Source organism: Streptomyces thermolilacinus SPC6 (genome assembly GCF_000478605.2).
Taxonomy (GTDB): Bacteria; Actinomycetota; Actinomycetes; order Streptomycetales; family Streptomycetaceae; genus Streptomyces; species Streptomyces thermolilacinus.
Window position 1 is genome coordinate 445,290 of the sequence record NZ_ASHX02000001.1, and the last position, 24,967, is coordinate 470,256.

Sequence of the window (24,967 nt, forward strand, 5' to 3'; positions counted from 1 at the left end):
ACGTCGTCCGACCGCTGAAGCTTCGGCTCGACGGCGGGGACCGAGCAATCCGTAGCGCTACCCAAAAAGTGGAGCCGGGCGGCGCGCCGGACACGCGTCCTCTCCCCCGGTCCACGAGCCGGGGCCTGACGGGGATTCGCTAGGTGGTGGACCCCTATTGCACCGGTGGACGTGAGCCGGTAGACCACCCACCACCCGGCCGCACGGGACCCCGCCGTGGCCGAGCGGCGGTGGACGGTGGCCGGTGGACGGCGCGACGGACTCCGGGACCGATGTGGAGGGAACGGACGGCATGGAGGAGGAGCCAGTGGACAGCCCCGCCGGTACCGGACGCTCCGCCCGCCCCGACAGCCCCGGCCCGGCCCTTCCCGCCGACTTCGGCACGCCCGCCGGACTCCCCGGCGGCCGTTTCGGGTCCGTAGCGTCCGCCGGTGGCGTCGGGGCCGTCGGGCTGGTCGGGCGGGACGCCGAGGTGCGCCTCCTGCGGGCGGTGCTCGCGCAGGGGCCGTGCGTGGTGGTCGTACGGGGCGAGGCGGGGGTCGGCGCGTCCCGCCTGGTGGACGAGCTGCTGGCCGACCCCGTGTGCACCGGACTGACGCACCTGCGCGGAACCTGCCCCGACACGACGGAGCACGCACCCCTCGCGGCGGTGACCGACGCCCTCGCCGGGCTTCCGTACCGGCCCGGCGCCTGCCTGCCACCGGTGACCGGCGTCGTCGGGACGGTCGTCCCCGAGCTGGCGGACCGGCTGCCGCCACCCCCTCCGCTGCCCGAACCGGCCCTGCGCGACGGACTCTTGGCACGTGGCGTCCGGGCCCTGCTGGCGGCGCTCGGTCCTGCGGTACTGGTCGTGGAGGACGTGCACGCGGCGGACGCCCGCACCCTGGACGTGCTGCACCGGCTCACGGCGGAGATGCCGCCGTCGCTCCGGCTGGTCGTGACCGAGCGCGCGGCCCCCGGCCTGCCGGTCCTCGGCGTCCGCGCCCACCCCCGGGTACGGGTCGAGGAGGTCGCGCTGCGGCCGTGGAGCCCCGGGGAGACCAGGGAGTACGTCCGGCGGTGGCTCGGGGGGCGCGCGGCCGGACCGGAGCTCGCCGAACTGGTGCACACGCGTACGGGCGGGCTGCCCGCCGCGGTGGAGGCGCTGCTGCGGGAGGCGGGGCAGGGCGGTCCGGCCGCTTCCGGCGGTCACAGCCGTACGGTCGGTGTGGCGGACGTGCGCGCGGTCGGCGTCCCGGCGGCGGTCCGCCGGGACATGGCCCGGCGGCGCGGCCCCCTCGACGGGACGGCCGACCGGGTCGTGGAGGCGGCCGCCGTCCTCGACCGGCCGGTCGCCCTGGACGTACTCGCCGAGGTGGCGGGGGTGACCGCCGACGACGCGGAACGGGCCGTGGCGCTCGCCGCACGCCGCGCGGTGCTCAGCGCCGACGGGCGGCACACGCGGTTCCGGCACGCCCTGGACCGCGACGCGGTGCACGAGCGGATCGCCGGGCCCCGGCTGGAACGCCTCGCCCTGCGCGCCGCCCGGGCCCTGCGCCGGGCGGGCGGGCCGCTGCCGCTGGCCGACCTGGCCCGCCTGCACCAGGAGGCCGGTCGGACGCGGGACGCCCTGCGGTACCTGGTGGCGGCCGCCGACCGGGCCGCCGCCCGGGGCGACTACGCCGCCGCGACCGCGCTCTACACCCGGGCGGTCACCGAGCAGCCCCGTCCGTCGCTCGCCGACCAGGCGGGCAGGAGCAGCGGGACGCCGCGTGGAGTCGGGGCCCGTGTCCGTACCGCCGTGAAACTCGCCCGTACCGCCCAGCTCGCGCGCGCCGGGGACGATGTGGTGAGCGCCGTCCGGCGGGTCCTGGAGGAGGACGACCCGCCGCCCCGGCTGCGCGGCGAGATCAGGCTCCATCTGAGCGTCGTGCTGCGCAACCAGGGCGCGACGCCCCTGGACAGCCTCAACGAGATCGCCCGCGCCCTGCCCGATCTGGAGGAGAGCGACCCGCAGACCGCCGCCCGCGCGATGTCCGTGGCGGCCATTCCCTCCATCAAGGGGTGGCCGGTCAGCCGTCATCGGGCATGGCTGGAGCGGGTCGAGCCGGCGGCCCGCGCGGTGACGGACCCCGCGACCCGGGCGGCGGTCGCCGCGAACCGCGCCACCGCCCTGATGCTGCTGGGCGACGCACGGGCGTGGGCCGCCGCCGACGCGCTGGACCGCCCCGCCGCCTCGGCCCTGGAGGCGGCGCAGCACGCCCGGGGGTGGGCCAACCTGGCGCACGCGACGGTCGCCCTCGGGTACACCGGGCGGGCCCGCGCGTTCCTGGACCGGGCCGCCGCCGGGCTCGAGGCCACGTCCAGCCCGTACCTGGAGGGGCTCACGCACACCGCCCGGCTGGTCATCGGCTGGCACGAGGGGCGGTGGGAGGGACTGCGCGAGGCCGCCGACCGCGTCACCCTGGCGTACGAGGAGATCCCCGACCTGACCGCCGAGGCGATGCTGGTGCGCGGTCTGACCGCGCTGCACGTCCACGGCGACGTGCCCACCGCGCGCCGGGACCTCGCCGAGGCCGCCCGGCTCACCCGCTACGACACCGGGTTCATCCTCACCGCGTCCGCCGCCGCCACCGCGCGGCTCCACCTGGAGGCGGGACGCCCCGGGCAGGCGGGGGACGCCGTGGAGACGGCCCTGCACCACCTGGACCGGACCGGTGGATGGGTGTGGGCCACGGAGGTCGTGCCCACCTCCGTCGAGGCGCTGCACGGCAGCGGCCAGAGCGAGCGGGCGCACCGGCTCGTCGAGGACTTCGCGGCGGGGACCGCGGGCCGCGACGCCCCCGCCGCCGGGGCGGCGCTGACGGTGTGCCGGGCCCTGCTCGCGGAGGCGGAGGGCCGCTTCGGCGCGGCCGCGGCGCTGCTGGCCCGGGCCGAGGCCGAGTGGCGGCGGCTCGGACGCCCCTTCGACGCGGCGGGCGCGGCGGAGGCCCGGGGGCGGTGCCTGTTCCAGGCCGGGCACGCGGACGCCGAGGCGACCGTCCAGGGGGCGATCACCGCGTACCAGGGCCTCGGCGCCCGCTGGGACGTGGCCCGCTGCCACCGGCTGCTGCGCCGCCACGACGTCGTCACCACCCACCGCCGGGGCCGTCTGGGCTACGGCGACCGGCTCTCCCCGCGGGAGGAGGAGGTGGCGAGGCTCGTCGCCCAGGGGCGGGCGAACCGCGAGATCGCCGAGAGCCTGGTCCTGTCCACCCGGACCGTGGAACACCATGTCGCCCGCATCATGCGGAAGCTGGACGTGGCGTCCCGCACGGACATCGCCCTGGCGCACGAGCGGCTCGCCGACCGTGCGGACTGCTGACCCTCAGGTGCGCCTCCGGCCGCGAGCCGTTCCCGCGCGGAAGGGCCCCCATGCCCCTGCCCTCGGCCGTCCCGCCCCTCGTACCCGCCGACGAGCGGTCCGGTCCGCTGGGGCTCAGCCGACGGTGACGGTGTAGGTGATGCGCTCGGGGGCCTGGGACGGGGTGGCCGCCCCCGTGGCCGGGGTGGTGGAGGGCGCGGTCGTCCCGGGGGGCGTGCTGGAGGTGTTGTCCCGGCAGGTGGTGAAGGTGCAGTGCAGCAGCGTGAACCGGGTGGTCCCCTTGCCCTTGGCCTCGAAGGTGAAGGTGAGCGGGCGGCCGGAACCGGGCGCGGGCTCGTCGCCGGAGTCCGGCGCGTACGCCTGGCCGTGGCTGACGAGCACCGAACTGTCCGGCTCGGGGCCGACCAGGTACCAGTACTCGCGGGTGGAGGCGTTCTGGCTGACGGTGAGCGTGAAGCGCTCGCCAGGTGCGGCGGTGATACTCGTGTCGTGCACCGGGTGACTCGTCGTACGGCCCGACGACTCGCCGGTGCCCGAGCCGCAGCCCGTGGCGAGAGCGAGCAGCGCGGCCGCCGCGACCACGGCACCGGCCCTGCTACGGCGGAAGACGGACGCTGTACGCGTTGGGGAGATCACTGTGGGAAGCCTTGTCCGTACGGCCGTTGACGAAGTCGCCCTCGCCGTCGGGCCGGTCGAGCCGAGGGGGTGTACCTCCGAAGCATGTCACCCCGCTGGGCGCGCTCCTCCCCGGGGACGTTCGACCGCCGCCGCCTTGCCCGGTGCGTCGGCCGATGCCTCCTCGCCGTCCGTACGGGCGGCGAGGAAGCGAGCGGCTGTCCCCTACCGGCGGCTGCGCACCAGCAGGTACAGGAAGTACGGCGTGCCGATCACGGCGGTCATGAGGCCCGCGCCGAGCTGGGCCGGGGCGATCACGGTGCGGCCCACCAGGTCCGCGGCGCACACGAGGACGGCGCCGAGGAGGACCGCCACCGGCACGACGCGGGCGTGCTGCCGGCCCACGAGGGCGCGGGCCGCGTGCGGGGCGACGAGTCCGACGAAGCTGATGGTGCCCGCGGCGGCCACGGCCGTGGCGCTGAGCAGGACGCTCAGGGTGAGGAAGCCGAGGCGGCCGCGTCCCAGGGCGAGGCCGAGCAGCCGCGGGGTGTCCTCGTCGAGGGAGACGAGGTCGAGTTCGGTGCGCCGGGCGGCCGCGACGGCCACGCCGACCGCCACGGCGACCGCGAGAGGGGCCACGTCGGGCAGGGTCCGCCCGTAGGTGGAGCCGGACAGCCAGGTGAGGGCCTTTGTCGCGTTGAACGGGTCGGTGAGGATGATGAGCAGGCTGACCAGGGCGGCCGTGCCGGTGTGGATGGCGAATCCGACGAGGACGAGTCTGGTCTGCTGGAAACCGCTCCGCGCGGCCAGCCCGAACAGCAGGGCGGAGGCCGTCGCGGCGCCCGCGAAAGCCGCAGCGGCCACGCTCCACGAACCGGCCACGGGAACCGTCGTCACGAGGAGCACGGCTCCGAGCGCGGCGCCGCCGGAGACGCCCATGATGCCGGGCTCGGCGAGGGGGTTGCGGGTCACGGCCTGGACCATGGTGCCCGCCAGGGCGAGTGCCGCGCCCGCGAGCAGCGCCGCGATGACCCTCGGCACGCGGGTGTCCAGGACGAAGGAGACGGTCTGCCCGGCCCGGCCGAGCGCCCAGTTGGTCACGTCGCCCAGGAGGAGCTTGGCGTCTCCCAGCAGGACTGCGGCGATGGTCACGCCGACGAACACGGCGGCCAGGACGACGGTGGTGGTGAGGAAGACGGCCCGGCTGCGGATGCGGAGCCGGTCGGCGGCGACGCCCGCGGTGTCCCGGAGCCGTGCCGCCATGGCGATGACGAAGACGGCGCCGACGAGGCTGGTGACGACACCGGTCGGCACGGCGACCGCCGTGTCCGCCGGTACGAGGGCGCGCAGCAGCACGTCCGCGCCGAGCACGAGCGCCGCGCCGACGAGGCCCGCGGCCGGGATGCCGACGCGGGTCCGGGCGAAGCCGCGGAACCGGCGGGCGAGGGGGCGTACGAGGGCCGGGGCGCACAGGCCGATGAAGCCGACGGGACCGGCCAGGGTGACGGCGCACGTGGCGAGCAGTGCCGCGAGCACGACCGCGGTCACGCGGGTGGCGCGGACCGGGACGCCGAGGCCCCGGGCGGCCTCGTCGCCGAGTCCCAGGACGTCGATCCTGCGGGCCAGGAGCAGCAGTCCGGCGAGGCCGACGACACCGATGGGCGCCATCTGGAGGATGCCGTCGAAGCCGTTCTGGGCGATGCTGCCCTGGTTCCAGTGGTAGACGCCCTCCGTCTCGTGGGGGAAGAGGAGGATGAGCCCCTCGGTGAGGGCGGTGAGGCCGAGGGTGAGCGCGCTGCCGGCGAGGACGAGGCGGACGGTGCCGGTGCCCAGGCCGGACAGGCCCAGCACGACGGCCGCCGCGGCGAGCCCGCCCGCGAAGGCGATGCCGGAGGACGCGAGCAGCGGCAGCGAGACACCGGTGGCGGCGGCCAGGCCGAGGGCGAAGTAGGAGCCCGCGTTGACGGCGAGGGTGTCGGGTGAGGCGAGGACGTTGCGGCTGACCGCCTGGAGGGCGGCGCCCGACATGCCGAGGACGACCCCGACGAGCAGTCCGGCCGTCATCCTCGGCAGCCGGGAGGCGATGACGACGGACGCGTCGGTGGGGTCGGCACGGCCGGTGAGGGCCTTCCACACCTCGGTCGCGCCGACGGACGCGGTGCCCTGGGTGATGCCCACGAGGGCGAGGCCCGTGACGAGGAGGAGCAGTGCGGCCGTCACCGCGGCCGCGCCCGTCCGGGACGTGGCCGCCGACGGAAGGGTGGTGGCGGGGGTTGTCGCGGTGACGGCCATGGTCCTACCTCTTCGTCAGTTCGGCGACGACGGAGTCGATGTACTTGTTCATCGACTCGGGCCCGCCGAACATCCAGATGCCGTCGGGCAGCCGGTGCACGTTGCCCTTCCTCACGAACGGCAGGGAGGTCCACACCTTGTCCTGGGCGAGGGTGCCGGTGAAGGGCGTGCTGTTCTTGTCGCCGTCGTTGCCGATGTACGCGAAGTGGACGTCGTCGCTGAGCTTGGTCAGGCCCTCGACGTCGGTGCTGCCGAGGCCGTACGCCGGGTCGCCCTTGACCGTCCAGTCGTTCCGGAGGCCGAGCCGCTCGTTGACGGCGCCGATGAGCGAGCCGCTGGTGAAGGGCCGTATCGAGGTCTGGTTGGACACGACGTACCCGTCGGCGAAGGCGTACTTCGCCCCGGCGAGACCGGCGGCGGCGAGGGCCTTCTTGCCCTCCTCGAGCTTCGCGTCGAACGTCTTCTTGATCTCGTCGGCCTTCGCGGTGGTGCCGGTGGCCCGGGCGAGCAGGTCGAGGTTCTTGTTCATCCGGCCGATCGGGTCGGCCGCGTCGGCGGACTTGACCTCGATCACCGGGGCGACCTCGCGCAGCTGCTTGACGGCGGCCGGCGGAAGGTCGGTGCTGGCGACGATGAGGTCGGGCTTGAGGGCGGCGATCGTGTCCATGCTGGGCTCGCCGCGGGTGCCGATGTCCTTCGGCACGTTCTTCAACGGGACGGCGGAGTCCCAGGTCTTGTAGCCCTTGACGTCGGCGACGCCGACCGGGTCCACGCCCAGCGAGACCAGCAGCTCGACCTCGTGCCACTCGGTGCCGACGACCTTCTCGGCGGGGCCGTCGAGTTCGACCTTCCGGCCGGAGGCGTCGGTGAGGGTGATCTTCTCGGCGGGCTTCTCCGCCTTGTCGTCGTCGGCGGCGGGCTCGGTGGTGCCGCAGGCGGTCAGGGTGAGGGCTGCCGCGGTGAGGGCCGCGGCGGTGAGGAGGTGTCGTCTCATGAGAGGGTGCTGAGCCTTTCGCTTCGCGTGTGGTGGCGGCCGATCGCGCGGGTGCGGAGCCGTCCGGTGAGGGGGTCGCGGCCGACGTCGATGCGTATGCCGTACGTCTCGGTCAGCCGCTCGGCCGTCAGGACTTCTTCGGGGAGGCCGTCGGCGACGACGCGCCCGGCGTGGAGCAGGACGATCCGGTCGCCGACGGCCGCGGCCTGGTCCAGGTCGTGCAGGACGGCGCCGACGGCGATCCCGTGGTCGTCGGCCAGGTCACGCATGAGGTCGAGCAGTTCGACCTGGTACCGCAGGTCGAGGTAGGTGGTCGGCTCGTCGAGGAGCAGGACGCCGGTCTCCTGCGCGAGGCAGCCGGCCAGCCAGACCCGCTGCAGCTGCCCTCCGGAGAGGTGCTCGACGCCCCGGTCGGCGAGTTCCGTGACGCCCGTCAGGGCGAGCGCGCGGTCCACCGCCGTACGACCACCCGGGTCGCCCTTGCCCCAGCGGCCCCGGTACGGGTAGCGGCCGAATTCGACCACGTCGCGAACCGTCAGCCCGCTGGGTGTGGGACGTCCTTGGCTCAGCAGCGCCACGCGGCGTGAGAACTCGCGGGGGTTCAGCGCGAGGCCGTCGGTGTCGGCGTCGATGACGAGGGTGGCGGTCCTGGGCCGTTGCAGGCGCGCGATGGTGCGCAGGAGCGTGGACTTGCCGCTGCCGTTCGGCCCGACCAGGACGGTCACTTCGCCTGGCCGCAGCGTCATCGAGGCGTCGTGTACGACATCCACGCCTTCGTACGCCACGGTGACGCGCGTGGCCGACAGTTCATGACCACGGGGGCGGACGGGCGCGGGGGGCTCTTCACCAGCTACTTGCACGTCGCAGAGGTTAGCCTAACCTAAGTACACGATGAAAGGGGCGTCCGTCGATCGAGCACAAGGCGAAAATCCGCCAAGCTCAGCGGATGCACGGCCGGTAACCATGGCCCATGCCCGACGCCCCGGCCGGACAGGCCGCTTGCCGGGCCGGGCGGTGCCGTGGCTGCGACCACCGCCCGGCCCGGGGTCTCACACGCCCGCCGACGCGGCGGCGTGGTGCTCGTGCTCGCAGGCGTCGTCGATCCCGGAGGTCTCCCAGGCCGGGAAAGGGTCGTCGCGCCAGGCCGCTTCACCGTCGGCCGTCAGGCACGCGTCGAGCGCGGCGCGCAGCGCGGGGACGTCGAGCCGGGTGCCGATGAACACCAGCTCCTGTCCCTGGGTGGTGTCGTGGTCGCGGGCGCCGGAGGGCTCGAAGCGGGCCACCGACCCGGCTTGGGACCACAGGCCCGTCACACGGGGGCGGCTGGCCAGCCAGAAGAACCCCTTGGAGCGCAGGACCCGGCCGAAGGCGCCGCCGTCGAGCCCGTGGGTGACGAACTCCCACAGCCTGCCCGGGTGGAACGGCCGGTCGGCGCGGTAGACCATGGAGGAGATGCCGTACTCCTCGGTCTCCGGGACGTGGTCGCCGTTGAGCTCCATCACCCAGCCGGGTGCCTGCTGCGCCCGTTCGAGATCGAACAGCCCCGTGCCGAGGATGTCCGCCGCGGCCACCCGGCCGTGGGTCGCGGGGACGATCCGGGCCGCCGGGTTCAGCCGTGCCAGCGCGGCGCGCAGCCGGATGGCGTCCTGTTCCCCGACGAGGTCGAGCTTGTTGACGACGATGACGTCGGCGAACTCGATCTGGTCCATCAGCAGGTCGCTGACGGTGCGCTCGTCGCCCTCGTACTGGTCCAGTCCTCGCTCGGCGAGACCGTCGCCCCCCTCCAGTTCGGGAAGGAAGTTGGCCGCGTCGACGACCGTGACCATCGTGTCCAGGCGGGCCAGGTCGCCCAGGGTCGCGCCGTCGTCGCGGGGAAAGGCGAAGGTCGCGGCGACCGGCATCGGCTCGGAGATCCCGCTCGACTCGATCAGCAGGTAGTCGAAGCGCCCTTCGCGGGCCAGCCGGTCCACCTCCTCCAGCAGATCGTCCCGCAGGGTGCAGCAGATGCACCCGTTGGTCATCTCGACCAGGCGCTCCTCGGTCCGGGACAGCGCGGCCTCACCGCCCCGCACCAGGGCTGCGTCGATGTTGATCTCGCTCATGTCGTTGACGATCACCGCGACGCGCAGACCGTCGCGGTTGCCGAGCACATGGTTGAGCAGGGTGGTCTTGCCGGCGCCGAGAAAGCCCGACAGCACGGTCACCGGGAGGCGTCCGTCGGTCACGGCAGTCACCCCTCCGGCCGCAGCAGGCCGCGCTCGTACGCCTTGGCCAGCCTCTGCGGCACCAGGTAGGACGAGCCGTCGACCGTGACGGACACCAGCTGGGGCACGCTCGCCTTCCACTGCGCACGCCGGTGACGGGTGTTGCTGCGGGACATCTTGCGCTTGGGGACAGCCATGAGAACTCCATGTGGGAAGGGATGGCGTCACCCTACATGAAAATGATTACCGTCTTCCATTGGATGGCCCCGCCGCCAGAAGCACGCAGGCGATGCCTCTTTTCGGCCAACCCGCCACCTATCAGCCATTGACGTTCAGCCCGTTGATCCGTGGCACCCCTCTCCCTATCTTGCCGATCCCCTTTCCGACTCGCGTCCGATATCTCGAACGCCAGAGCCGTGGAGCCTCCATGCCACGCAACCGCTTCACACGCGGTCTGGGCGTCACCGCCCTCCTCACCGCTTCCGTCATGCTGCCCGTCCCGGCGCAGGCCGAGAGCGTGACCGACTACACGATCACCTTGAACCCCGGCGCCCGGGGCGCGGCGATCGACGACACGATGTACGGGATCTTCTTCGAGGACATCAACCGCGCCGCCGACGGCGGTCTGTACGCCGAACTGGTACAGAACCGCTCCTTCGAGTACTCCACCGCCGACAACACCTCGTACACCCCGCTCACCTCCTGGGCCGTCAGGGGCACGGCCCGGGTCGTGGACGACGCGGGCCGCCTCAACGAACGCAACCGCAACTACCTTTCGCTGGCCGCCGGTTCGGCCGTCACCAACTCCGGCTACAACACCGGCATCCGGGTCGAGCAGGGCAAGCAGTACGACTTCTCGGTGTGGGCGCGCGCCGAGGCCGGAACCACCCTCACCGTGGGCCTCCAGGACGCCGCCGGCACCCTCGCCTCCGCACGTGAGGTCGCCGTTTCGGGTGGCTGGAAGAAGTACACCGCCACGTTCACCGCCGGCCGTACCAGCAGCCGCGGCCGCCTCACGGTCGCCTCCGCGCGGGCCGCCGCCCTGGACATGGTGTCCCTCTTCCCCCGGGACACGTACAAGAACCAGCCGAACGGCCTGCGCAAGGACCTCGCCGAGAAGATCGAGGCGCTCAGGCCCGGATTCGTGCGCTTCCCCGGCGGCTGCCTCGTCAACACCGGCTCCATGGAGGACTACAGCGCGGCATCCGGCTGGCAGCGCAAGCGGGCCTACCAGTGGAAGGACACCGTCGGCCCGGTCGAGCAGCGCGCCACCAACGCCAACTTCTGGGGCTACAACCAGTCCTACGGCCTCGGCTACTACGAGTACTTCCGCTTCTCCGAGGACATCGGCGCGATGCCCCTGCCCGTCGTCCCCGCCCTGGTGACCGGCTGCGGCCAGAACCGCGCCACCAACGACGACGCCCTGCTCCAGCGGCACATCCAGGACGCCCTCGACCTCATCGAGTTCGCCAACGGCCCGGCGACCTCCACCTGGGGCAAGGTCCGCGCGCAGATGGGCCACCCCGAGCCGTTCGGGCTGACCCACATCCAGGTCGGCAACGAGGAGAACCTGCCGCACGAGTTCTACTCCCGGTTCCAGAAGTTCCGCACCGCGATCGAGGCGAAGCACCCGGGCATCACCGTCGTCTCCAACTCCGGGCCGGACGACGAGGGCACGGTCTTCGACACCGCGTGGCGGCTGAACCGCGAGGGCAAGGTCGCCATGGTCGACGAGCACTACTACAACAGCCCCGAGTGGTTCCTCCAGAACAACAACCGCTACGACTCCTACGACCGCCAGGGCCCCAAGGTCTTCCTCGGCGAGTACGCCTCCCAGGGCAACGGCTGGCGCAACGCCCTGGCCGAGGCCGCGTTCATGACCGGCCTGGAACGCAACGCGGATGTCGTCAAGCTCGCCAGCTACGCCCCGCTGCTCGCCAACGAGGCGGCCACGCAGTGGCGGCCGGACATGATCTGGTTCAACAACCGCGCCTCATGGGGCTCGGTGAACTACGAGGTCCAGAAGCTGTTCATGAACAACGTCGGCGACAGGGTCGTCCCCTCCACGGCGACCGGCACCCCGGGGGTCAGCGTGCCGATCAGCGGCGCGGTCGGCCTGTCCACCTGGGCGACGAGCGCCGCGTACGACGATGTCCGGGTCACGGCCGCCGACGGCCGCACGCTGCTCAGCGACGACTTCTCCGGTGACGCCTCGAAGTGGACGCACCACGGCGTCGGCAGCTGGAGCGTCCAGAACGGCCAGTACGTCCAGACCGACGCGGCCGCCGAGAACACCCTGGTCACCGCCGGCGACCCGGCCTGGCACGACTACGACCTGAAGGTGAAGGCAACCAAGAAGTCCGGCAGGGAGGGCTTCCTCGTCGCCTTCGGTGTGAAGGACACCGGCAACTACTACTGGTGGAACCTCGGCGGCTGGAACAACACGCAGTCCGCCGTCGAACGCGCCGTGGCGGGCGGCAAGTCCACCCTCATCTCCAAGCCCGGCACGATCGAGACCGGCCGCACCTACGACCTGGAGGTCAAGGTCCGCGGCCGGCAGGTGAGCCTCTACATGGACGGCGTGCTGTGGGACAGGTTCACCGACGACAAGCAGGCCGAGCCGTTCCGCCAGGTCGTCACCGAGGACGCGCGCACCGGTGACCTGATCGTCAAGGTCGTCAACGCCCAGGACTCGGCCGCCCGTACGGCCATCGACCTGGGTGGCCTGCGGGTCTCCTCCCAGGCCCACGTCACCACGCTGGCCGGTGACCCGGACGCCGTCAACACCGAGTCGGACGCGGCCGTCGTGCCGGTCGGTTCGACCTTCTCCGGAGTGTCGGGGAAGTTCACGTACACCTTCCCGGCGAACTCGGTCACGTTCCTGCGGATCAAGCGGGGTTAGCGGGCCGACGACCGACGCGAGCGAGCCCCGGACCGTCGAGGGTCCGGGGCTCGCCGCCGTCGGTGCGTCCGCGCGGGGACGCGTCAGGGGGTGCGGCTCACTGGGCGTGGAACGTGGCGTCGGCCCGGTCGGTCGCCGTGCCGACCGCCTGTACCTGGAGCAGGTACTGGTGGTGGCGGAGGTAGCGGCCGGGGAAGTTGTACGACTCGTACGACAGCCCGCGGGGATCGGCGAGCCCCGCCCGTGCGGCCCAGGACGCGTCGGCGCGGAACAGCGCCGTACCGTCGTTCTTCTCCACCCACACCTCGAAGTTCCGGTGGCGCAGGAAGTGGCCGGGGTGGGAGGCCGACTCCAGGGAGACGGTGCCCCCACCGGCGAGGCCGGGGACGACACGGAACTGCGAGTCGGCGAGCGGGGAGCCGTCCGCGTCGATCCTGGCGCGGAAGCCTTGGTGGCTGATGAACCGGTCGGGGAAGTTGTGCGAGGACAGCCTGACCGGGGTGAGGCCGTCGGCGACCGGAATGCCGAAGTCGGGGGTGCCGTCGGCCTTCCAGTAGATCTTCTGGACCCGGGTGCGGCGGTTGGGGTCGTTGAGCGGGTCGCCGCTGATGTCCTTGTAGCCGCGGTCGTGGTACACGAGGATGTCCGACTTGCCGTCCTCGGAGACCGTGAACTGATTGTGTCCGGGGCCGTACTGGCCGGTGGCGGCGTTGCTGCTGAAGACCGGGGAGGCCGTCTTCGTCCACGACGCCGCGTTCATCAGGTCGGCGGACGCGGACGCGGTCAGCATGCCCATGCAGTAGTTGGCGTCGGTGGCGCTGGCCGAGAAGGTCATGAAGACCCTGCCGTTGCGCTGGATCACGGCCGGGCCCTCGTTGACCATGTGGCCGGCCGTCTCCCACCAGGCGGTCGGACGGCTGAGCATGACCGGGGTGCCGCTGATCGTCCACGGGTTCGACATCCGCGCGAGGTACAGGTTGGTGCCGGGGCCGGCGGCCGGGTCGTGCTGCGCCCAGGAGAGGTACCGCGTCCCGTTCACCACGAAGGTCGTGGCGTCCAGGGAGAAGGAGTCGAGCGGGAGGGCGATCCGGCCCTTCTCCGTCCACGTGCCCGTCACCGGGTTGGCTGCGGCGCACTCCAGGACGTACGGCCGGATGCGCCAGACGTCCTCGGCGTCACCGGCGGCGAAGTAGACGTACCACCTGCCGCCGATGAAGTGGATCTCCGGCGCCCAGATGTGCGCACCCATCGCGCCGCTGGTGTGCCGGGTCCAGATGGTCCGCTCGGCGGCCGATGCGAGCCCCTGGATCGTGGTGGCGCGGCGCAGCACGATGCGGTCGTACGCCGGCACGGTGGCCGTGAAGTAGTAGTAGCCGTCGGTGTGCTTGACGATGTGCGGGTCGGCGCGCTGCTCGGCGATGCTGTTGGTGTACGTCACGGCGGGCGACGCGACCGACGCGCGCCCGGCCGGGAACGCGGGGGCGGGCACGGGCGCGCCGGGCCGCGCCGGGGCGGCGGCGTGGGCGCTGCCGGTCGCGGCGCCGGTGAAGGCGGCCGCGGCGGAGCCGGTGATCACGCCGAGGACGGCTCGGCGGGTGGGTGCGGACGTCATGAATCGCTCCTTGGGGGACGGAGGGGTGCGGAGGGGCCGGTGCCCGCTCGGGCGCGGGACCGGAGGCGAGGTGTTGTTGGTGACGCGGCGTCGCCGGTGTCACGGCGTCGCCGGTGTCACGCGGCGGCGGTCGAGCAGGGCGATCCGGTCGAGCGCGGGTCGAGCGGGTCGCGCGGTTTCGCGGGGGCGCCGGTCGAGCCGGACGCACCGGTTCGGAGCCGTCGCGGATGCGGGTCGCCGTGCCACTGTCGCGGCCGGTGACACGCGCGTGCGTCACCACGCGTTCGCTGGGACGGCGGGACGGGGCGGGGCGGGCGCGGTGCTCGTGGCACGGGACGCCGAAGCCCGGCGTTCCGTCGGTCCCGCAGCCGGTCGTCCGGGCGCGGGCGGTGGGGATGAGCCGGGGGCGGACGCGGTGGGGACCGCCCGCTCAGCGGACGGCCGCCGGAGCGGGGTTGCCGTAGTACGCGTCCGGTCCGTGCTTGCGGGTGAAGTGCCGGTCGAGCAGGTGCCGGGGAGGCTCGGGGTGACCGCCGGGCGCGTACAGCGCCAGGGTGTGCAGCGCCATCTCGGCGACCGCCTCGCAGACGATGGCGTTCTCCAGCGAGGCCGTCGCGGTGGCCCCCCAGGTGAACGGGCCGTGCCGCGAGACGAGCGCACCGGGCACCTCCTCGGCCCGGCGGGCGTCCCCTTCGAGGAGAGCCACGATCACCTGGCCCGTGTTGTACTCGTAGTCGCGCGCGCACTGTTCGGCTGTGAGGTCCTCCGTGACCGGGACCGGGCCGTTGAAGGTGTCCGCGTGGGTGGTCCCGAGCACGGGGATCGGGCGGCGCGCCTGCGCGAAGGCGACCGCGTGCGTCGAGTGCGTGTGCGTGACGCCCCCGATGTGGGGAAAGGCGCGGTACAGGCACCGGTGCGTCTCGGTGTCGGTGGACGGTTTGAGGTGCCCCTCGACGACCCGCCCGTCCTCCAGGGAGACCACGACCAGGTCCTCCGCGCTGAGGTCCGCGTACGAGACGCCGGACGGCTTGATGACGAAGACCCCGGCATCGCGATCGACGCCGCTCACGTTCCCCCAGGTGAGGGTGGCCAGACCGGCCTCCGGTATCCGCAGGTTGGCCGCCAGAACCTCCCGGCGGAGGTCCCCGAAGGAGAGGGACTCGCTCACTACGCTCTCACCGTCTTTCCGTCGTCGGCAGCGGCGCCCCGGAACTCCGTCCCGCAGGAGCCTGCGACCGTGCACGAGTGGGCTGAAAAAGGGACGGATCGCCTGGCCGCCCACGCGACAGACGCAACGCGACCCCTGCGAATTGTGCGCGCTAACATAGCCGCAACTCAAGAGCTGACCCCAAACTCGCCCCTACCCTCCCCACATCACCCGCTGCATGATGTGAGCGCACACATCAACGCGCGCCGAGGAAGATCACACCCGGGCCCTCCCGCCGAAGATCCGGCCTCGGGGCGCCGACGTGAGGCGGTACCTTGAGGAGGGGCCGTACAACGAACAGGAGGGGAGAGGATTGACCCAGCTCCCGGACGTCTCCAGAGCTCCCACCATGGCGGACGTGGCACGCGTCGCCGGTGTCTCCCACCAGACCGTCTCACGGGTGCTCAGCGGCCACCCCAACGTCAGCGCCAAGACCCGCTCCGCGGTCATGGAGGTCATCGAGCAGCTGGGCTACCGCCGGAACTCGGCGGCTCGCGCCCTCGCCACCCGCAGGACGCACACGCTGGGCGTCATCGCCGTGAACACGACGCTGCACGGCCCCGCCAGCACGCTCTTCGGCGTTCAGGAGGCCGCACGGGAACGGGGCTATCTGACCTCCGCCGTCACCCTGCGCACGCTCACGGACACCACGCTCACCGAGGCGATGCGGCATCTCACCGCCTGGGGCGTGGAAGGGGTCATCGCCATCACCCCCCAGCGTGACGCCGTCCGGTCCCTGACGAGGCTGGAGGCCCCGTGCCCCGTGGTCACCGTCGAGGGCGGCCACGCGCTGGACCTGCCGGGCGTATCGGTCGATCAGTACCTCGGGGCGCGCATGGTCACGGAACACCTCCTCGCCGCGGGGCACTCCACCGTCTGGCATGTGGCCGGCCCCGCCGACTGGCTGGAGAGCGAGGGCCGTACGGCCGGCTGGGAGAGCGCCCTGCGGGACGCCGGAGCCGAGGTGCCTCCCGTGCTGCGCGGCGACTGGAGCCCGCTGTCCGGTTACCAGGCCGGTCAGCAGCTCGCCGGACGGGCGCTGGCGGCGGGCGGGCACGGGAGCGGGCTCACCGCGGTGTTCGTGGCGAACGACCACATGGCCCTGGGCGTGCTGCGGGCCTTCCGCGAGGTGGGCTTGCGCACCCCGGCGGACGTGGCCGTCGCGGGCTTCGACGACACCCCGGAGGCGGAGTTCTTCCCGCCGCCGCTCACCACGGTCCGCCAGGACTTCCGGTCGCTGGGCCGCAGCAGCATCGAGCTGCTCATGAGCCACATCGAGGGCACCGCGTCCGGCACCGACCATCTGACGATCGCCCCGGAGCTCATCGTCCGGGCCAGCACCGCCCGCCGCAGGACGGCGGCCGAGGACTGACGGGTCCCCTGACGGAGAGCCGGGAGGGGTGCGGGGGAAGCGATGCCCGGGTCCCCCCACGGCCATCACCCCTCCCCCGGCCCGGCGGTACCGGCGTACACCGGCGGCAGGGCAGAGCGCCCACCGGCCGGCGGAGCGGGCAATGGAAAGATGCCATCCACCGGTGGGAGCACGCAGGAGACCGGCCCCTGTCACGGGGCCGGTCTCCTGCGTGCTGAGTCCTACGCTCCGATCCTGCGGAAGCTGAAGATCGTGGTGGACCGGTACACCTCTCCGGGCCGCAGGAGGGCGTACGCGTCGACGGCCCCTTCCGGCAGCGCGGGAAGACGCCGGGGCTGGAGCACCACCCCGGCATGGACGCGGTAGGGGCGGCCGGTCTTTCCGATCACGCCACCGGACAGGCCGTGCCCGGTCCGGACCCGGAGCGCCGGTTCGGTGGTGTGCACCTCCAGGCATCGCCCCGACAGGGGAGCGTACAGAAGGGCCGCCCGGCGCGGCCGGTCCCGTCCTGCTCCGCCGTGGAGGACCCAGTCGTGGTCGATCCCCCCGGCCGCCAGGGCGAGTTGGGGGTCGGCGGAGGTCAGGACGTCCGAGAGCCTGCGCGCCCGGCGCAGGTCGAACGGTGAGGCGTTGACGGGGCGGTACGAGCCGAGGGGCAGGCGTCCCGCGGCGAGCGGCACGTACTGGGACGCGTCCACCCGCAGGTGGTGGGCCAGGACGTTGCCCCGGTTGTGTCCCTCCAGGTTCCAGTACACGTGGTTGGCGAGGTCCACGGCCGTCGGCGCGTCGGCCACCGCCTGGTACGACAGCGTCAGGTTGTCGTCGCGGTCCAGGGTGTAGGTGACCTGGGCGTCGAGCGCGCCGGGAAACCCCTGGTCGCCGTCGGGGCTGTGGAGGAACAGACGGACGCCGGTGCGGTGGGCGGAGTGGAACGGCTCGCAGCGCCACAGTCGCCCGTCGAACCCGTGGGGACCGCCGTTCGTCGTGTGTCCGTCCTCCTGCGTGTCGAGTTGGTGGACGGTGTCGCCGATGGCGAGCCGCCCTCGGACGATCCGGCCCGCGCAGCGCCCGACCGTCGCGCCGAAGCAGCGCGCGGCGCCCCGGACGGCCTCGCTGTCACGTGCGGCGAGCACCACGTCCGCGCCGTGTCCCCAGCGGTCGGGCACGACCAGGGAGTGCAGTCGGGCGCCGAGCGTACGGACCTCCGCCGAGATCCCGCCGGGGAAGCCGAACCTCCACCGCTCCCCCGTCGCCCTGTCGGCCGTGCGGACCGGGCGGCTCGTGCCCGCCCGGGCGTCGGCCGTGCGCGTCACGGCCGGATGTCCGACGAGTTCGTCTGTGTGTGTCATGCACCTGTTCCTCGGAGGTCGGCCCGTCGGGAAGTCACGCCGTCACGCTCGCGCGTGCCCCGCGCCCATCTCGTCGGGCACGCGCGAGCGGTGGGACGGCTCAGTCGGCGGCGGGGCGTCTGCCGGTCATCAGGCGCTGGAACACGATGAAGACGAACAGCAGGACACCGATGACGATGCGGGTCCACCAGGAGCTGAGCGTGCCCTGGAAGTTGATGACCGTCTGGATCATGCCCAGCACCAGTACGCCGAGGGCGGTGCCGAGGACGAATCCGGAGCCGCCGGTCAGCAGAGTGCCGCCGATGACGGTCGCGGCGATCGCGTCGAGCTCCATGCCCATGGCGTGCAGCGGGTAGCCGGAGAGCATGTAGAAGGTCAGCAGCAGGCCGGCGAGGGCGGAGCACAGACCGCTGATCGCGTAGACGGCCACCTTGATGGAACCGACCGGCAGGCCCATGAGCCGCGCGGAGGACTCGTTGCCGCCCACCGCGTAGACGCCGCGGCCGAACCGGGTGTGGTGCAGGACCACGAACGCGATCAGCAGCACGGCCAGGGCGATCACCACGGAGACGGAGACGAACAGCCCACCCGGCCCGTACAGCCGGGTCTGCGCTATCCGCACGGTCGTCGGATCGTTGATGGTGATCGACTCGGTGCTGATCATGTAGCAGAGGCCGCGGGCGAGGAACATGCCGGCCAGGGTGACGATGAACGGCTGGATCTCGAAGGTGTGGATGATCCAGCCCATCAGGGCGCCGCTGCCCGCGCCGATCATCAGGACCAGGGGGACGGCGGTGGCCAGCGGCCAGCCCTGCTGCTCGACCATCCAGGCGGTCGTCATCGTGGACAGGGCGATCATGGAACCGACCGACAGGTCGATGCCGCCGGTGAGGATGACGAAGGTCGCGCCGATGGCGACGACCAGGAGGAAGCCGTTGTCGATCAGCAGGTTCAGGACGACCTGGGCCGACAGGAACCCCTCGTAGCGCACCGAGCCGACGGCGAACATCGCCACCAGCAGGACGGCGGTCACGATCAGGGGGAGACGGGTCCGGTGCCGCGACGGCACGGAGCCGGACACGGGCCGGGTGAGACGCGCGGCGGCGTTCGCGATGCCGGAGCTCATGCGCCTGCCTCCTGCTGCTGCGGGGCGGCGCCCGCCGTGGTGGGGGTGGGCGGTGGAGCGGTCCTGCGGCGGCGCAGCACCTTCGCCCGGAAGGCCGGGGACTGGACGAGGCAGACCGCGATGACGACGAACGCCTTGAAGACGAGCGTGGTCTCGGGCGGCACGCCGAGGGTGTAGACGGTCGTGGAGAGGGTCTGGATGATCAGCGCGCCCAGGACGGTGCCGCCGAGGGAGAAGCGTCCGCCGGTCAGCGCGGTGCCGCCGATGACCACGGCGAGGATGGCGTCGAGCTCGATCCACAGTCCCGCGTTGTTGCCGTCGGCGCTGGAGACGTTCGAGCTGATCATGAGGCCCGCCACGGCGGCGCACAGCGCGCTGAACACGTAGACCAGCGCGAGCAGGCCCGCGGCGCGGATGCCCACCAGTCGGCTGGCCGCGGGGTTGCCGCCCACCGACTCGATCAGCAGCCCCAGTGCGGTGCGGCGGGTGAGGACGGCGGTGAGCGCCACGACGACGCCCGCCAGCAGGACCGCGAAGGGGAAGGTGAACCAGTACCCTCCGCCGATCATGTGATAGGCGCCGCTGTTCACGGTGATGATCTGGCCGTCGGTGATCAGCTGGGCCACGCCGCGGCCCGCGACCATCAGGATCAGCGTGGCCACGATGGGCTGCACACCCACCCGCGCCACCAGCAGTCCGTTGACGAGGCCCAGGACCAGCGCCACGCCGAGGGCGACGGCGGTGGCGGTGAGCACGGTGACGACGCTGTCGGGGCGGGCCGAGGTGGCGATGTACTGGCAGGCGAGCGCGCCGGCGATGGCGACGGTCGAACCGACCGACAGGTCGATGCCACGGGTGGCGATCACCATCGTCATGCCGAGCGCCACCAGGACGAGCGGGGCACCGAGCTGCGCGATGTCGATGAGGCTGCCGTAGAGATGGCCGTCCCGTACGCCGACGCTGAGGAAGCCGTCGGTGAACAGGGCGTTGCCGAGCAGCAGGGCGAGCAGGACGAGCGAGGGCCACAGCAGGGGGTGGCCCGCCAGCCGCTTGCCCAGGCCGCCGGCCGCTGTGGCCTTGGAGCGCTGGGAGGTCATGAGTCCGTTCCGGTGGCGATGGTGCTCAGAATGCGATCGGGGGTGACGCTGTCGTCGTTGGTCAGGGTGGCCACCATCCGGTGGTCCCTGAGCACCGCGACGCGGTGGCTGAGGCGCAGTACCTCCTCGAGTTCCGCGGAGACGAACAGCACGGCGGTGCCGTCGGCGGCGAGGCGGGCGACGAGCTTCTGGATCTCGGCCTTGGCGCCGATGTCGATGCCGCGGGTGGGCTCGTCGAGGATGAGCAGCCGGGGCTCGGTCAGGAGCCAGCGCGCCAGGAGGACCTTCTGCTGGTTTCCTCCGCTGAGGTTGCGCACCTGCGCCTCGGGGTCGGCCGGGCGGATGTCCAGTGCCTCGATCCAGGTGCGGGCCAGCTCGTCCTGGGTGCTCCGGGACAGCGGTCTGGTCCAGCCTCGGGCCGCCTGGAGGGCGAGCACGATGTTCTCGCGGACGGTCAGTTCCCCGATGATCCCCTCGGACTTGCGGTTCTCCGAGCAGAAGGCGATCTTGTGCGCGATGGCGTGGCGGGGGGTGCGCAGGGAGACCGTGGCGCCCTCCACCTTCACCTGGCCGGCGTCGGCGCTGTCCGCGCCGAACAGCAGCCGGGCGGTCTCGGTGCGTCCCGATCCCAGGAGGCCGGCCAGTCCGATGACCTCACCGGCGTGGACGTCGAGGTCGTACGGTTCGACGGACCCGGCGCGCGCCAGTCCGCGGGCCTCGATGAAGGGCTCGCCCGCCGCCCGCTCGGCCGCCTGCCGCTGTGCCTGGCCGGACAGTTCGTCGAGGGTGGCGAGGGCGCCGCCGATCATGCGCTGCACCAGGGTGACGGGGGTGAGTTCCCCGATGGTGTACTCGCCCTCCAGGCGGCCGTTGCGCAGGATGGTGACGCGGTCGCAGATGTCGAAGACCTGGTCCAGGAAGTGCGTGACGAACAGGATGGCCACTCCCCTGTCCCGCAGCCGCCGTACCAGGGTGAACAGCTGCTCGACCTCGTCGCGGTCGAGGCTGGAGGTCGGCTCGTCCAGGACGAGGACCTTCGCCGACACGTCCACGGCGCGGACGATGGCGATGAGCTGCTGCACCGCCAGCGAGTGCGAGCCGAGCGGGCTGGAGACGTCGAGGCCGAGTTCAAGCTCGGTGAGCAGTTCGGTGGCGCGGCGCCGCAGCGCGGACCAGTGGATCAGGCCGAACCTGCGCGGTTCGCGTCCGATGAGGATGTTCTCCGCGACCGAGAGGTTCGGGCAGAGGTTCACCTCCTGGTAGACGGTGCTGATGCCGGCCTGCTGCGCCTGGAGCGGATCTCCGAAGGAGTGCGGCGTGCCGTCCACGAGGATGGTGCCGCCGTCGGCCGGGTGGACGCCGGTGAGCACCTTGATCAGGGTGGACTTCCCGGCGCCGTTCTCGCCCATCAGGGCGTGTACTTCGCCGGGAAAGAGCCGCAGGGCGACGTCGTCCAGGGCGAGTACGCCCGGGAACTCCTTGCGGATGCCCCGAGCCTGGAGGACCGGCTGCCGGTCGTCCGCGGTCGGATTCCGTGGGGTGGGTGGGGCGGCCATCCGCCCTCCTCTCATGGGGGGTCGAAGCAGGGGCCGGAGCGTCGCTCCGGCGCCCGGATCGCCGTGCCGTCAGTACTTGCGGGACGGCAGCGCCTCGGCGGCCTGGTCCTGGGTGAAGACGCCTTCCTCGACCTCCACGCGGGTCGGCACGTTCTCCCCGGCGGCGACCTTCTTGACGAGGTCCATCAGCTGGTCGCCGAGGAGCGGGTTGCACTCCACCACGACGTTGATCTTGCCTTGGTTCATGGCGACGAAGGCGTCCTTGATGCCGTCGATGGAGATGACCTTGATGTCCTCGCCCGGCTTCTTGCCCGCGGCCTCGATGGCCTGGATGGCGCCGAGCGCCATGTCGTCGTTGTGGGCGTAGAGCACGTCGATGTCCTTGTGGGACTTCAGGAAGGCCTGCATGACCTCCTTGCCCTTGGCCCGGGTGAAGTCGCCCGACTGGGAGGCAACGATCTTGAACTTGTCGTCGCCCTTGATGACCTCGGCGAAGCCCGCCTTGCGGTCGTTGGCGGGCGCCGAGCCGGTGGTGCCCTGGAGCTCGACGATGTTGACCGGGCCGTTCTCCTTGGCGTACTCGGCGGTCAGCCACTCGCCCGCGGACCTGCCCTCCTTGACGAAGTCGGAGCCCAGGAAGGACTTGTAGAGCGAGGGGTCCTTGGTGTCCACGGCGCGGTCGGTGAGGACCACCGGGATACCGGCGTCCTTCGCCTCCCTGAGGACCGTGTCCCAGCCGGACTCGACCACCGGCGAGAAGGCGATGACGTCCACCTTCTGCTGGATGAAGGTGCGGATCGCCTTGATCTGGTTCTCCTGCTTCTGCTGCGCGTCGGAGAACTTGAGGGTGATCCCGGCCTTCTCGGCCGACTCCTGGACGGACTTGGTGTTGGCGGTGCGCCAGCCGCTCTCGGCTCCCACCTGCGCGAAGCCGAGGGTGATCTTGCCGTCGGAGTCGCCCCGGCCGGACCCGTCGGTGCCGGAGGCGGGGGCCTGGGTGGAACATGCGGTCAGCACCGAGGAGGCGAGAAGGGCGACGCTGACGGCGAGAACAGCAGCTCTGCGAGCCATGACGGTTGTCCTTTCGATGACACGGAAGCGCAGTGCGCACGACCCGGAGACCTGTCGGCACTGCGGTGGTACGACCGCCCGAGGCGGCCCGGTGACCGCCGAACACGGCCCAAACCTGAGGACGGCGACGATCCTCTTCGACAAGGGGAACGCCGCTGAATTGTGGGCGCTCACAAGAACGGTTCTCAAGCCCTTTGCGTACGTTACATTTTCGTGACCCCCGCCGGACGCCCGCCACAGGCCGGACCCACCCGCGCCGGCCTGCGGTCAAACCTCGCGCATTCCTCGCCTACGCTGCGGATTCCCAACCGGGCGCCAACCCTCCGCCCGAGCGCGCCCCACGGAACGTTCATCGCTGCACACCTCTTGCGTTGTGGGATTGTTAGCGCTCACACTTCGGGGGCAGACCGACCATGCCCGTCGGCCCGCGGACCCCGCCCGCCTCCCGGCCCGTCCGCCGCCGTACGGCTTCTCGAAAGGCAAGCCGGTGACCTCCCCCTCGTCCCCCTCACACGTCGCTGCCCCTCCTTCCGACGACCGCGAGCGGTACACCGTGGGTGTCGACTACGGCACCCTGTCGGGCCGCGCCGTGGTGGTGCGGGTACGCGACGGTCATGAACTGGCCTCCGCGGTGCACGAGTACGCGCACGGGGTGATCGACGAGCGCCTCCCCGGCACCGGGGCGCAACTGCCGCCGGACTGGGCCCTGCAGCACCCCGAGGACTGGCGCGAGGTGCTGCGCCGGGCCGTCCCCGCGGCCGTCGCGGCGGCCGGCATCGACCCGGCCGACGTCATCGGCATCGCCACGGACTTCACCGCCTGCACGGTGCTGCCCACGCTGGCGGACGGAACCCCGCTGGCGCAGACGGCTCTCGCGGACCGCCCGCACGCGTGGCCCAAACTGTGGAAGCACCACGCCGCCCAGGCCCAGGCCGACCGGATCAACGACGTCGCGCACGCCCGGGGCGAGAAGTGGATCGGCCGGTACGGCGGCAGGATCTCCGCCGAGTGGCAGTTCGCGAAGGCCCTCCAGGTCCTGGAGGAGGACCCGGAGGTCTACGACGCCTGCGCCCGCTGGATCGAGGCGGCCGACTGGATCGTCTGGCAGCTGACCGGCGCCGAGTCCCGCAACGCCTGCACCGCCGGGTACAAGGGCATCCACCAGGACGGCGGCTACCCCGGCGACGACTACCTGGCGGCGCTGAACCCCCGGTTCACGGACTTCGTCCGCACCCGGCTCGACTTCCCCCTGTCCCCGCTCGGCTCCCGCGTCGGCTCGCTCAGCGCGCAGGCGGCCGAGTGGACCGGGCTCCGCCCCGGCATCGCCGTCGCGGCGGGCAACGTCGACGCCCACGTCACCGCCGCCGCGGCGCAGGCCGTGGAGAACGGGCGGCTCCTGGCCATCATGGGCACCTCCACCTGCCATGTCGTCAACGCGCCCGTACTCGCCGAGGTCCCTGGCATCTGCGGGGTCGTCAACGGCGGCATCGTGGAAGGCGCGTACGGATACGAGGCGGGACAGAGCGCGGTCGGCGACATCTTCGCCTGGGTGCTGCGCCAGGGCGTCCCGAGGGAGTACCACGACGAGGCCGAGGAGCGGGGTGAGGACCTGCACGCCCTGCTCACCCGCAAGGCCGCCGCCCAGCCGGTCGGCGGTCACGGCCTGGTCGCCCTGGACTGGCTGAACGGCAACCGCTCCGTCCTCGTCGACCACCACCTCTCCGGCGTCGTCGCGGGCCTCACCCTCGCCACCCGCCCCGAGGACCTCTACCGCGCCATGCTGGAGGCCACGGCCTTCGGCACCCGCGTCATCGTCGAGACGCTGGAGAACGGCGGCGTACCGGTCACCGAGTTCATCGTCGCCGGTGGACTGGCCAGGAACGAGCTGCTCATGCAGATCTACGCGGACGTCCTGCGCCGCCCGGTGTCCCTCGCGGCGTCCCGGCAGGGCCCCGCGCTCGGCTCGGCCATCCACGCCGCCGTCGCCGCCGGGGCGCACCCCGACGTGCGCACCGCGACGGCCGCCATGGGGCGTCTCGAGCGGGACGTGTACGTGCCGGACCCGTCACGCGCCGACGCGTACGACGCGCTGTTCGCGGAGTACCGGCTCCTGCACGACCACTTCGGGCCGGACGGCCCGCTGCACCGGCTGAGGGCCCTGCGCAACAAGGCGCTCACCGCCGGCTGACCCCACCCCCCGCCGGCCGTGTCAGCCGCGGCCGGCACC

General features: G+C 72.4%; 17 protein-coding genes. 4 read left to right on the forward strand and 13 right to left on the reverse strand.

All coding sequences use genetic code 11. From position 1 onward, the window contains the following. Positions 1-292: 292 nt before the first annotated feature. Positions 293-3,343 carry a LuxR C-terminal-related transcriptional regulator gene (locus J116_RS31175; RefSeq protein ID WP_079147847.1) on the forward strand — a complete coding sequence of 1,017 codons (3,051 nt, stop codon included), beginning with the start codon at positions 293-295 and terminating at the stop codon, positions 3,341-3,343. 114 nt (positions 3,344-3,457) lie between these two features. Here the strand turns inward: J116_RS31175 and J116_RS02010 are convergent, their stop codons facing one another. From J116_RS02010 to rpmF, 6 genes are all read right to left on the reverse strand, one after another. Continuing rightward, the gene (locus tag J116_RS02010; protein ID WP_023591032.1) at positions 3,458-3,979 is read right to left on the reverse strand and encodes a protease inhibitor I42 family protein; all 522 of its coding nucleotides are present in this window, start codon (positions 3,977-3,979) and stop codon (positions 3,458-3,460) included. Between the two features lie 204 nt (positions 3,980-4,183). Then, entirely contained in the window at positions 4,184-6,250 is a 2,067-nt protein-coding gene (locus J116_RS02015; protein ID WP_023591031.1) for an iron ABC transporter permease, read from the reverse strand. A 4-nt stretch (positions 6,251-6,254) separates the two neighbouring features. Continuing rightward, a complete protein-coding gene (locus J116_RS02020; RefSeq protein ID WP_023591030.1) occupies positions 6,255-7,244 on the reverse strand; it encodes an iron-siderophore ABC transporter substrate-binding protein in 990 nt (329 codons plus the stop codon). Beyond that, entirely contained in the window at positions 7,241-8,050 is an 810-nt protein-coding gene (locus tag J116_RS02025; protein WP_235617400.1) for an ABC transporter ATP-binding protein, read from the reverse strand. The genes J116_RS02020 and J116_RS02025 overlap by 4 nt, the downstream gene beginning before the upstream one ends. Positions 8,051-8,293: 243 nt before the next feature. Beyond that, the gene (locus J116_RS02030) at positions 8,294-9,469 is read right to left on the reverse strand and encodes a GTP-binding protein (protein WP_023591028.1); all 1,176 of its coding nucleotides are present in this window, start codon (positions 9,467-9,469) and stop codon (positions 8,294-8,296) included. A 5-nt stretch (positions 9,470-9,474) separates the two neighbouring features. Continuing rightward, on the reverse strand, positions 9,475-9,645 hold the full coding sequence (gene rpmF, locus J116_RS02035) for a 50S ribosomal protein L32 (protein WP_023591027.1): 171 nt from the start codon (positions 9,643-9,645) through the stop codon (positions 9,475-9,477). Between the two features lie 230 nt (positions 9,646-9,875). Between rpmF and J116_RS02040 the strand changes: the two genes are divergently transcribed. Further along, positions 9,876-12,350: an alpha-L-arabinofuranosidase C-terminal domain-containing protein gene (locus J116_RS02040; RefSeq protein ID WP_023591026.1), complete on the forward strand. Its 2,475-nt coding sequence runs from the start codon at positions 9,876-9,878 to the stop codon at positions 12,348-12,350. A 97-nt stretch (positions 12,351-12,447) separates the two neighbouring features. Here the strand turns inward: J116_RS02040 and J116_RS02045 are convergent, their stop codons facing one another. Both J116_RS02045 and araD read right to left on the reverse strand, forming a co-directional pair. Then, a complete protein-coding gene (locus J116_RS02045; RefSeq protein ID WP_023591025.1) occupies positions 12,448-13,962 on the reverse strand; it encodes a family 43 glycosylhydrolase in 1,515 nt (504 codons plus the stop codon). A 430-nt stretch (positions 13,963-14,392) separates the two neighbouring features. After that, the gene (gene araD / locus J116_RS02050; protein ID WP_023591024.1) at positions 14,393-15,130 is read right to left on the reverse strand and encodes an L-ribulose-5-phosphate 4-epimerase AraD; all 738 of its coding nucleotides are present in this window, start codon (positions 15,128-15,130) and stop codon (positions 14,393-14,395) included. Between the two features lie 352 nt (positions 15,131-15,482). On the opposite strand from araD, the gene J116_RS02055 reads away from it, so the two are divergent. After that, positions 15,483-16,541 carry a LacI family DNA-binding transcriptional regulator gene (locus J116_RS02055; protein ID WP_023591023.1) on the forward strand — a complete coding sequence of 353 codons (1,059 nt, stop codon included), beginning with the start codon at positions 15,483-15,485 and terminating at the stop codon, positions 16,539-16,541. Positions 16,542-16,762: 221 nt separating this feature from the next. On the opposite strand, the gene J116_RS02060 is transcribed toward J116_RS02055, so the two are convergent. From J116_RS02060 to J116_RS02080, 5 genes are all read right to left on the reverse strand, one after another. Next, positions 16,763-17,890, reverse strand: coding sequence for an aldose epimerase family protein (locus J116_RS02060; protein WP_023591022.1), 1,128 nt, complete (start codon positions 17,888-17,890; stop codon positions 16,763-16,765). A gap of 100 nt (positions 17,891-17,990) precedes the next feature. After that, positions 17,991-19,016, reverse strand: coding sequence for a galactofuranose ABC transporter, permease protein YjfF (gene yjfF / locus J116_RS02065; protein WP_023591021.1), 1,026 nt, complete (start codon positions 19,014-19,016; stop codon positions 17,991-17,993). Beyond that, positions 19,013-20,113: an ABC transporter permease gene (locus J116_RS02070; protein WP_023591020.1), complete on the reverse strand. Its 1,101-nt coding sequence runs from the start codon at positions 20,111-20,113 to the stop codon at positions 19,013-19,015. Before J116_RS02070 ends, yjfF begins: the two co-directional genes overlap by 4 nt. Beyond that, positions 20,110-21,669, reverse strand: a complete 1,560-nt coding sequence (locus J116_RS02075) for a sugar ABC transporter ATP-binding protein (RefSeq protein ID WP_023591019.1) — start codon at positions 21,667-21,669, stop codon at positions 20,110-20,112. Before J116_RS02075 ends, J116_RS02070 begins: the two co-directional genes overlap by 4 nt. A gap of 69 nt (positions 21,670-21,738) precedes the next feature. Further along, positions 21,739-22,740: an ABC transporter substrate-binding protein gene (locus J116_RS02080; protein WP_023591018.1), complete on the reverse strand. Its 1,002-nt coding sequence runs from the start codon at positions 22,738-22,740 to the stop codon at positions 21,739-21,741. A 553-nt stretch (positions 22,741-23,293) separates the two neighbouring features. On the opposite strand from J116_RS02080, the gene araB reads away from it, so the two are divergent. Further along, positions 23,294-24,928, forward strand: a complete 1,635-nt coding sequence (araB, locus tag J116_RS02085; protein WP_037948714.1) for a ribulokinase — start codon at positions 23,294-23,296, stop codon at positions 24,926-24,928. The last annotated feature ends 39 nt before the right edge of the window (positions 24,929-24,967 follow it).